Below are 9,072 nucleotides of genomic sequence, written 5' to 3' on the forward strand. Positions count from 1 at the left end.
GGATCCTGTGCGGATCCTCCGAGCGGGGGTTGTCCGAGGTCACGACCGTGAGATCGCTGAGCCGGGCGGCAATTGCCCCCATGACCGGGCGTTTGGTTCGATCCCGATCCCCGCCGCATCCGAAAACGGTGATCAGCCGCCCGACCGTCAGGTTCCGCAGGGCCGCAATGGCGTTTTCCAGGGCATCCGGCTTGTGGGAGTAGTCCACGAAAATGAATCGCGCCCCACCCTCCACGATCCGCTCCAGCCGACCGGGCACGCATTGGGTGGCATTGATGCCCGCGGCAATGGCGGCCGCCGGAATCCCCAGCGCCAGGGCCGCACCGGCAGCGCTGAGAATATTCTCGAGATTGAAATCCCCCACCAGGGGCGAAGCGAAGGCAATCTCGCCATCGGGTGTGGCGATGCTTCCGCGAATGCCCGCCAGGTCCCTGACCACGCCCAGCGGCACCACATCTCCCGCTTTGCAGACAGCGGTGCGCAGGACCATGGCGCCCAGGCTCCCGGCCAGTTCACTCCCGCGGGAATCGTCCGTATTGACCACGGCCCGCACCGGGTGGTCGCCGTCCGCCGGTTTCAGGTATTCGCCGAACAGTTTTTTCTTGCTGCGCCAGTACCCGTCCATGCTGCCGTGATGGTCCAGGTGGTCATGGGACAAATTGGTGAAAACAGCCACGTCGAAACGGCAGCCGTCCACCCGATGCAGATCCAGGGCGTGGGAGGAGACCTCCATGACAACATGGGTGGTTTTGCTGTCGGCCATCTGCCGAAAGATTCCCTGAAGTTCAAGGGATTCGGGCGTGGTCACCGGATTCGTGAACGCCTGGCCGCCATAGCGGAAGTTGATCGTCCCCACCACACCGGGTCGATGCCCGGCCTCTGCCAGGATCCGCTCCAGCAGATAGGTGACCGTGGTCTTGCCGCTGGTGCCGGTGACCCCCACCAGGGTCATCCCATCGGCCGGATGGCCGTAAAATCGGCACGCCAGATGAGCCAGCGCCGCGCGTGTGTCCGCCACGCGGATCACCAGCGCATCGACCGCGGCAGGCTGGCGACAGACCACAGCCACCGCCCCCCGCGCCACGGCCTCGGGAATAAAGCGGTGTCCGTCGACGCTGAACCCTTCGATGGCCACGAACACACAGCCCGGGGCCGACCGGCGCGAGTCGTAGCACACGCCGGTCACCTCCGGATCCGCAGACGGCCGCATGGCGGCTGCAGATTCAACCTCGAGTCGATCCGTGAGCGCTGACAGCTTCATCCGTTGGCCCTGTTGCCCCGGGACACCCGCAATCGGTCGGCATCGGGTCCCGGGGGGATGTTGAGATAGTTCAAGGCTTCCAAGGCGATCTGGCGGAAGGCGGGTGCCGCCACGACGCTGCCATAGCTCTGCTTCCTGGGCTCGTCGACGATTACCAAAATGGCCAGTTCCGGGTGATCCGCCGGGGCAAAGCCCACGAAAGAAGACACATAGAGCCCCTTGGCATAGGTGCCGCTGTCACCGATTTTCTGGGCGGTGCCGGTCTTGCCGCCCACGGAATACCCCGCCATGGCCGCATTCACCCCGGTGCCGCCCTCGGAGATAACCGTTTTCAGAATCCGCCGCACCGTGGCGGCGGTGTGCGAACTGACCACCCGCCTGACCGGCTCGGGGGAGAAGCGCTCCAGCGTGCGTCCGTCGCGGTCAGTGATCTCCCTGACCAAAAGCGGCTTCATCAGCAGTCCGTCGTTGGCGATGGCCGATGCCGCCGCAATCAGTTGAATGGCGGAGACCGCAATGCCCTGCCCGAAGGAGATGGCGCCCGCATCGATGGCGGACCAGGTTTTGAAGCTGCTCAGGCTGCCGGCGGTTTCACCGGGACAGCTGATACCGGATCGCTGACCGAAACCGAAGGCCCGCAGGTAGTCGTGCAGCTGGTGAGTGCCCAGCCTTTCAGCCATCTTCACGGTGCCGATGTTGCTCGAGTACTTGACAATCTGCTGCAATGACAGCCACCCGTGCGACTTGGTATCGTGAATGGTGTTTCTGCCGATCCGGTATTCGCCGTTTTCACAGTAGAAGATCGTCGACGCCGAGCAGATGCCGCTGTCGATAGCCGCCGCCACGCTGAATATCTTCATGGTGCTGCCGGGCTCAAATGGATCGGTGATGGCGCGGTTTCTCCACAATTCGCGTCCGAAATCCCCGTACCGGTTGGGATTGAAAAACGGGCAGTGCGCCAGGGCCAGAACCTCCCCGGTGGCCGGAACCATGACGATGGCGATGCCCGATTTGGCCGCGTTTTCGGTCACCGTTGCCTCGAGTGCTTTCTGGGCGATGTGCTGGATGGTGCCATCGATGGTCAGCACCACGTTGCTGCCCCCGGTCAGGCTCGCCGGCATCGCGCCCTCGAACCGACGTCCCAGCGCATCCTTGAGGATAGCAATCTTCTGCTCATTGCCCTTCAGGTAGGCGTCGTAATAGAACTCCAACCCTTCCAGGCCGTGGCCGTCGATACCGGAAAACCCCACCAGCTGGGCCGCCAGGGTCTTGCTGGGATAGTAACGGCTGTGTTCGGTGATAAAATCGACCCCCTTGAGTCCCAGCACCTGAACCGCTTCGGCCTGCCTGGGAATGGCCTGGCGTTTGAGCCACACGAACGACCGTTTGGGATCCAGCTTGGCGTATACCTCCCGCTGCGGCTGGTTCAGGGCTTTGGCCAGCTGCCCTGCGGCTGCTTTGCGATCCGCAAGCTGGCGGGGATATGCGGCGATTGACGGGCTGTCTATGCTCACGGCCAGCGGGTTGCCGTTGCGATCCATGATGGCCCCGCGCTTGCCCTGCACCACCAGGGCCCCCTCGTATTCACGGGCCGCGCGCTCGGAAAGCCAGGCCCCCTTGAACACATGCAGCCGGATTGCCTGGAGGCTGATGGCGACAAGGGCCATTAAAAAAAACGCCCCGACGATTCCGGCCCGCAGGCGTGTCCGTGTGGTTGCCGAGGTGCTCATGGCAGTGCCACCGTCTGCTCGGAATCGGGCATGATCAGGCCCAGCCGGGTCCGGGCAATGGTTTCAATCCGCTCCGGTGATTTAAGCCGGGCAAGTTCAATTTTCAGGGTGTTGCGCTCCTTGAGCAATGCCTGGTGCCGCTGGTTTTCCCGGTCGATGCCATACCCGACGTTGACACACTGGACCCTGCACCATGCATAAAACAGGGCCTGCACAAAAAATAGGGCCATCAGAACCATCCAGAGGCTGGTCATGGTTTTTCCCGGCGGCCGGACCTTGCGGTTGCCGGTGCTGTCCTGCCCCTTCCCGCTGCCCTCGAGGGTCCGCCGCGGAAGTATTCTGCCCGGGGCGGCCATCACAATTTCTCCACGGCTCTCAGCCGCGTACTGCGGGCCATGGGGTTTTTGCGTATCTCCGCTTCTGAAGGCCGCATCGCCTTTCGGGTCAACAGCCGGACGGTTGGCCGACGGCCGCAGACGCAACGGGGAAAGGACGGCGGACATGTGCACGGGTGCTGCATCGTCCGGAAACGGTGCTTGACGATGCGGTCTTCCAGAGAGTGGAAACAAAGCACACACAGGCGGCCGCCCGGATTGAGCAGATCCACAGCTGTTTCCAGAAAGCGCGCCAGCACGTCCAGTTCATGGTTCACGGCGATGCGCAGGGCCATGAACACCCGCGTGGCCGGGTGAATCTTCTGCGACCGCGCCGCGCCGGCAGGAACCGCCTCCGCGACCAGTCGGGCCAGTTGGCCGCTGGTGGTCACCGGGCCCGTCTTGCGTTTGGCCACCAGAAAACGGGCGATTCGCGTCGACCAGCGTTCTTCACCCAGGCGGCTGAACGTCTGGGCCAGTTCCCGTTCGCTCAGGGATGCCACCAGATCGGCGGCGGTTACAGGAGATCGGTCGTCCATCCGCATGTCCAGGGGCTCATCCCGACTGAAACTGAATCCACGGCCACTGGCCTCGATCTGGTGAAGAGAGAGGCCGATGTCAATGAGAATGCCGTCCACGGCATCGATATCCAATTTTGAAAGCAACAGCGGAAGATCCACGAAGTTGCCGTGGATGATGTGGATCCGGGATTCGTCGGCGGGAAGCACCCTGCGGGCCTGTTCAATGGCATCCCGGTCCTGATCGATACCGATGAAGACGCCGCCGGGGCCGATCTGCTCACAGATCCGCCGGGCGTGGCCGGAGCCGCCGAGTGTGCCGTCAACGATGATCTTGCCCGGCCGGCAAGCCAGCATGTCCACCGCTTCTGCAAGCATGGCGGTGACATGGTAGTCGGACATGGGCTAAATCCCCAGCTGGGCGATCTCGCGCCGCACCTGGTCGTTGCGCATATCCTTTTCCATCAATTCGTTCTCCTGGTCCCAGTTTTCCCGCGACCAGATCTCAAAACGGGCCGTCACGCCTACCAGGACGATCTCCTTGTCCAGGTTGGAATACTGCTTCAGGAAAGGGGGAATCAGCACGCGCCCCTGGGCGTCACACTTGCAGTCGTGGGCCCCGCCGATAAATGTGCGCTGAAACCGCCGCATGGCCTCGCTTTTTTCGGGCAGAGCGAGTATTTTCTGTTCCAGTTTGCCCCATTCGTCGTGGGTGTAGGCAAAAAGGCAGCGGTCCATGCGGGTGATCATGATGCTGTCGATTCCGCTGGCCGTGATCACCTCCCGAAACCGCGTCGGAATGATAATCCGCCCTTTTGGGTCAATGGTATGAAAGGAGCTTCCCCGAAACATGTTTCACCAATTTAATCCACTTTAATCCACCATGCCTGGATAAAAGTACAAATTTCCTACTGTGTCAAGAAAAAAGTATGTATGAATCCTAAATTTTTATTAATAATTTTTGAAAGTTAAACATAAAAGCGCCCAATCGTCAACCAGGTGGATTAAAGTGGAGTAAATATTATATTTTGAACCGCTGCAGTGGCACGGCCGGGCCCGGCCACGCGGCGGTCGCAAGCGTTTTTTATGGTTGCGTGGAGCCGCAGTTTAATATATCGATATCAATGCAGAATCTGAGCTTATGGCGGTGAGGAATCCCAGCGGAGGAGCGACACATGAAAATTAAACAGTTTTTGTACGGCGGGGACAACCTGGGGTATCTTGTGTACACGGGCAGCTCGGCGCTGGCCATCGATGGCGGCGCCGTGGATGCAATTCTCGGCTTTGTCCGTGACAACGGCCTGAAGCTGAACCATGTCACCAACACCCACGGCCACGGCGACCATACTGCGGGCACCCGCCAACTGGCCAACGCATCGGGCGCCGCGCACCTGGACCACCGCACGTTCCCGGAGGGCCACACCATCGACCTCGAGGGCGAGAAGGTGACCGTCCGCCGGACCCCGGGCCACACCATGGACTCGGTGACCTTTGCCGCCGGCAATTTTCTGGTCACCGGGGACACCCTGTTCAACGGCACGGTGGGCAACTGCTTTTCGGGAGACTTGAAGGCCTTTTACCAGTCCATCCGTCTGCTCATGGGTTACCCCGGCACCACTCGAATTTATGCCGGCCACGACTACGTCAAGGCGTCCCTGGCCTTTGCCCGGCACCTGACCCCGGAAAACCGCGCCATTGATGCCTACGCCGCCCGCTACGATCCACACCATGTGGTCTCGACCCTGGACGATGAACGCACCGTCAACCCCTTCCTGCGCTTCAACGACCCGGAGATAATCGGGCTGCTCAAGTCGAAAGATCTGCCTGCGGACACAGAATATCAGCGCTGGGAAGGAATCATGTCCCTCGAATGAGACCAATGGGCAAACGCATGACGGCTGCGCGGTGATGAAACCGCGCGCAGTCCGGTACACCCGCGCCGGTGGTGCAGCGACCATGACCGAAACCGAGAAAAACTTCCTGGCCCGCATCCGTGAACAGGCACAGGCCCACTTTTCACAAGCCCGCGGGAGCCACGACTGGGACCACACCCTGAGGGTGCACCGGCTCTGCCGGCGCATCGGCGCCGCCGAAGGTGCGGACCTGCTGGTCACGGAAGCCGCCGCCTACCTTCACGACATCGGCCGCGCCCATCAGGACCGGGCCAGCGGCAAGGTCTGCCACGCGGAGAAAGGCGCCGCCATCGCCCGGGAAATCCTGAATATGCATCCCCTGGCGGATGCACGCCGGGAGAATGTCATCCACTGCATCGCCGCCCACCGGTTCCGCCGGGGCGAAACCCCCCGGACCCTCGAGGCCTGTGTGCTGTTCGATGCGGACAAGCTGGACGCCATCGGCGCTGTGGGTGTGGCCCGGGCATTTCTGTTTGCCGGTGAACTGGGGGCCAGGCTGCACAGCCCCGAGATTGATGTGACCCGTGCGCCGGCCTATTCCGTCGACGACACGGGCTACCGCGAGTACGTGGTCAAGCTGGCCAAGATCCGCGACCGGATCCTCACCGTGACAGGCCGGCGCCTGGCCGATGAACGGCACCGCTTCATGGCCGGCTTTTTCGACCGGTTCATGGAAGAATACGAAGGAGAAAGGTAAGGCGACATGGCAATCAACGTGGTGACGGAAATTGACGACCGGGTCAGGGTGAAGCATGCGCTGATCAGTGTTTCCGACAAAAGCGGGCTGGAGACTTTCGCCCCCCGGCTGCTGGATATCAATCCGCGCATGCGGATCTTTTCCACCGGCGGAACCTTTGCCCGCCTCCGGGAAATTCTGGGCAGCCGGGCCGATGGCTGCCTGACCCAGGTGTCCGACTACACCGGACAGCCGGAAACCCAGGGGGGACTGGTGAAAACCCTGGATTTCAAGATCTACCTGGGACTTCTCACCGAAACCTACAACCAGGCCCACCAGTTGGATCTAAAGCGCACCGGGGGCATCCCCATCGACATGGTCGTGGTGAACCTCTACCCGTTCGAGCAGACCATCGCCAATGCAGCCGTGACAGCGGAACAGGCCCGCGGCAACATCGACATCGGCGGACCGTGCATGATCCGGGCTGCGGCCAAAAACTTCATCCGGGTGGCGTCGGTGGTGGATCCCGGCGATTACGCACGGATCGCCGATGCGATGGACCAAGACGATGGGTGCACCCCCCTGCACCTGCGGTACCGGCTGGCCCGCAAGGCTTTCGCCCACACCGCCGCCTACGACGCGGCCATTGCCGCATACCTGGCCGACACCGGCTTTGCGGCGGTCGAGAAAGCATACCGGCTGCAGAACCGGTGACTGCGTTGGGTTCGTTCGATTTTCGGGGTTGACGGAGTTCCCCTGGCCCCTTGAATCCTCGACCCCTTGGATCCTTTTTTATCTTCAAAAACCCAGGAGCATTACCATGGCTGAAAATCTGAAAACCATGTACCGGACCATCATGGACGACCATTTTCCCCCGAAAATGGAGATCAGCTTCGTTGACCAGGACCGGCGGCAGACCCTGTTTTACGAAAAGGTCACCTGGACCATCGATGCCGTCCAGAAAGGACTGCGATACGGTGAAAACCCCGGCCAGGAAGCCGCCCTGTACCGCATGGTCAACGGCAACCTTGTCCTCGGGGAGACGCAAACCATCCAGCCGGGCCAGTATCTGGCTTCGGACATCGAACTGCTGCAGTCAGGCAAGCACCCGGGCAAGACCAACCTTACCGACGCGGACAACTCTCTCAATATCCTCAGATATTTCACAGACCGACCCACGGCGGTGATCGTCAAGCACAACAACCCGTGCGGCGTTGCCCAGGCCCAGACCCTGGAGCAGGCTTACCTCAAAGCCAACCGGGCCGACCGGGTGGCCGCCTTCGGCGGCTGCATCGCCGTGAACCGCAGCGTGGATATAGCGTCCGCCGAAGCCATCTGCAGCCAGTATGCCGAGGTGGTGGTGGCACCCGATTTCGAACCGGGGGTGATGGCGATCTTCTCCCGCAAGAAAAACCTGCGGGTGATCCGTATCGGCAACATCGCCAGGCTGCACGAATTTGTCGGCCGGCGTTGTGTGGAGTTCAAGAGTCTCATTGACGGCGGCATCATCGCCCAGTGGTCCTTTGTGCCCCGGGCGCAAACCCGGGCCGATCTGAAGCCGGCCCGCTGCGAGGCCGACGGGAAAGTTTACCAGACCCGCCGAATGCCCACCGACCGCGAGTACGCGGACCTGCTGTTCGGCTGGCTGGTGGAGTCGGGTGTCACGTCAAATTCGGTGCTCTACGTCAAGGACCTGGCCACCGTAGGCATCGGCACCGGCGAGCAGGACCGGGTCGGCGTGGCGGAAATCGCCCGGGACAAGGCCTACCGCAAACTGGCCGACCGCTATTGCTTCGAAACCTGGCAGACGCCCTACAACGAGATGAAGGATCCGGAACGCAGGGCGGAAATCGACGCGCGCGTTGCAGCCCAAAAGGGCGGCCTGATCGGTGCCAGCATGGTCAGCGATGCGTTCTTTCCGTTCCGGGACGGTGTGGATGTGGGGATTCGCGAAGGCATCACCGCAGTGGTTCAACCCGGCGGATCAAACAACGATTACCAATCCATCCAGGCGTGCAACGAGGCTGATGTGGCCATGGTCTTTACTGGACAGCGCAGTTTCAAGCATTAGCGCCGTTTTTCTTCCCTCAAACCCTTGTTTCATGCGGTTTCGCTGTTGACACCGTCAAAAATTTGCTGTAATCCCGAAAAATAAGCATCAATTATTAGGTTCCTATTTCACACCCATCAAAGGAGGAAAAGATGACAAAGGCTGAATTAGTTGAGAAAATGGCAGAAGAGTCCAGCATCACCAAAGTCGCCGCCGCCGCCGCGCTGGACTCCTTCATCGCCAACGTCGCCAAGGCCCTGAAGAAAAAAGATGGCAAAGTGACTTTGGTGGGTTTTGGAACCTTCATGAAGGTGCGCCGCAAAGCCCGCAAGGGACGCAACCCGCAGACCGGTGAGGCAATCAAGATCAAGGCCGCCAATGTGGTCAAGTTCAAACCGGGCAAGAAACTGAGAGAGGCTGTTTAAATTCCAGCCCCCCCAATTTTAAAAGGCGGCCCGCCGGGTTCATCCAACCCGGCGGGCCGCCTTTTAAAATTGGGGGGGCTGGAATTTAAACAGCCTCTCTCAGTTTCTTGCCCGGTTTGAACTTG

The 9,072-nt window shown here is 61.1% G+C and carries 10 protein-coding genes; 5 read left to right on the forward strand and 5 right to left on the reverse strand.

All coding sequences use genetic code 11. From position 1 onward, the window contains the following. The 5 genes from R6V78_RS14845 to mraZ form a co-directional block, all read right to left on the reverse strand. Positions 1–1,261, reverse strand: a 1,261-nt coding sequence (locus R6V78_RS14845; protein WP_410290156.1) for a UDP-N-acetylmuramoyl-L-alanyl-D-glutamate--2,6-diaminopimelate ligase, incomplete at its 3' end; no start/stop codon positions are given. Beyond that, the gene (locus tag R6V78_RS14850) at positions 1,258–2,991 is read right to left on the reverse strand and encodes a peptidoglycan D,D-transpeptidase FtsI family protein (protein ID WP_410290157.1); all 1,734 of its coding nucleotides are present in this window, start codon (positions 2,989–2,991) and stop codon (positions 1,258–1,260) included. The genes R6V78_RS14845 and R6V78_RS14850, both read right to left, overlap by 4 nt. Further along, the gene (locus tag R6V78_RS14855; RefSeq protein WP_410290158.1) at positions 2,988–3,347 is read right to left on the reverse strand and encodes a septum formation initiator family protein; all 360 of its coding nucleotides are present in this window, start codon (positions 3,345–3,347) and stop codon (positions 2,988–2,990) included. The genes R6V78_RS14850 and R6V78_RS14855 overlap by 4 nt, the downstream gene beginning before the upstream one ends. After that, positions 3,347–4,285 carry a 16S rRNA (cytosine(1402)-N(4))-methyltransferase RsmH gene (rsmH, locus tag R6V78_RS14860; RefSeq protein ID WP_410290159.1) on the reverse strand — a complete coding sequence of 313 codons (939 nt, stop codon included), beginning with the start codon at positions 4,283–4,285 and terminating at the stop codon, positions 3,347–3,349. Before rsmH ends, R6V78_RS14855 begins: the two co-directional genes overlap by 1 nt. Before the next feature lie 3 nt (positions 4,286–4,288). Continuing rightward, the gene (gene mraZ, locus R6V78_RS14865; protein ID WP_410290160.1) at positions 4,289–4,735 is read right to left on the reverse strand and encodes a division/cell wall cluster transcriptional repressor MraZ; all 447 of its coding nucleotides are present in this window, start codon (positions 4,733–4,735) and stop codon (positions 4,289–4,291) included. A gap of 323 nt (positions 4,736–5,058) precedes the next feature. On the opposite strand from mraZ, the gene R6V78_RS14870 reads away from it, so the two are divergent. The 5 genes from R6V78_RS14870 to R6V78_RS14890 all read left to right on the forward strand — a co-directional run bounded on the left by R6V78_RS14870 (position 5,059) and on the right by R6V78_RS14890 (position 8,947). Next, positions 5,059–5,757: an MBL fold metallo-hydrolase gene (locus R6V78_RS14870; protein ID WP_410290161.1), complete on the forward strand. Its 699-nt coding sequence runs from the start codon at positions 5,059–5,061 to the stop codon at positions 5,755–5,757. A 34-nt stretch (positions 5,758–5,791) separates the two neighbouring features. Continuing rightward, positions 5,792–6,493, forward strand: coding sequence for an HD domain-containing protein (locus R6V78_RS14875; protein WP_410290162.1), 702 nt, complete (start codon positions 5,792–5,794; stop codon positions 6,491–6,493). Positions 6,494–6,499: 6 nt separating this feature from the next. Next, entirely contained in the window at positions 6,500–7,186 is a 687-nt protein-coding gene (locus R6V78_RS14880) for a hypothetical protein (RefSeq protein WP_410290163.1), read from the forward strand. A 106-nt stretch (positions 7,187–7,292) separates the two neighbouring features. Further along, the gene (locus R6V78_RS14885) at positions 7,293–8,543 is read left to right on the forward strand and encodes an IMP cyclohydrolase (RefSeq protein WP_410290164.1); all 1,251 of its coding nucleotides are present in this window, start codon (positions 7,293–7,295) and stop codon (positions 8,541–8,543) included. Between the two features lie 104 nt (positions 8,544–8,647). Next, complete coding sequence (locus R6V78_RS14890) at positions 8,648–8,947, forward strand: HU family DNA-binding protein (RefSeq protein ID WP_410290165.1); 300 nt, start codon at positions 8,648–8,650, stop codon at positions 8,945–8,947. Positions 8,948–9,072: the final 125 nt, after the last annotated feature.

The sequence above is a fragment of the Desulfosarcina sp. genome, from assembly GCF_046496365.1.
GTDB lineage: Bacteria > Desulfobacterota > Desulfobacteria > Desulfobacterales > Desulfosarcinaceae > Desulfosarcina.

Coding starts and splice junctions, on each gene's coding strand:
- mraZ (WP_410290160.1), bottom strand. CDS start 4,735: ATGTTTCGGGGAAGCTCCTTTCATACCATTGACCCAAAAGGGCGGATT.
- R6V78_RS14855 (WP_410290158.1), bottom strand. CDS start 3,347: ATGGCCGCCCCGGGCAGAATACTTCCGCGGCGGACCCTCGAGGGCAGC.
- R6V78_RS14880 (WP_410290163.1), top strand. CDS start 6,500: ATGGCAATCAACGTGGTGACGGAAATTGACGACCGGGTCAGGGTGAAG.
- R6V78_RS14870 (WP_410290161.1), top strand. CDS start 5,059: ATGAAAATTAAACAGTTTTTGTACGGCGGGGACAACCTGGGGTATCTT.
- R6V78_RS14875 (WP_410290162.1), top strand. CDS start 5,792: ATGAAACCGCGCGCAGTCCGGTACACCCGCGCCGGTGGTGCAGCGACC.
- R6V78_RS14885 (WP_410290164.1), top strand. CDS start 7,293: ATGGCTGAAAATCTGAAAACCATGTACCGGACCATCATGGACGACCAT.
- R6V78_RS14850 (WP_410290157.1), bottom strand. CDS start 2,991: ATGAGCACCTCGGCAACCACACGGACACGCCTGCGGGCCGGAATCGTC.
- rsmH (WP_410290159.1), bottom strand. CDS start 4,285: ATGTCCGACTACCATGTCACCGCCATGCTTGCAGAAGCGGTGGACATG.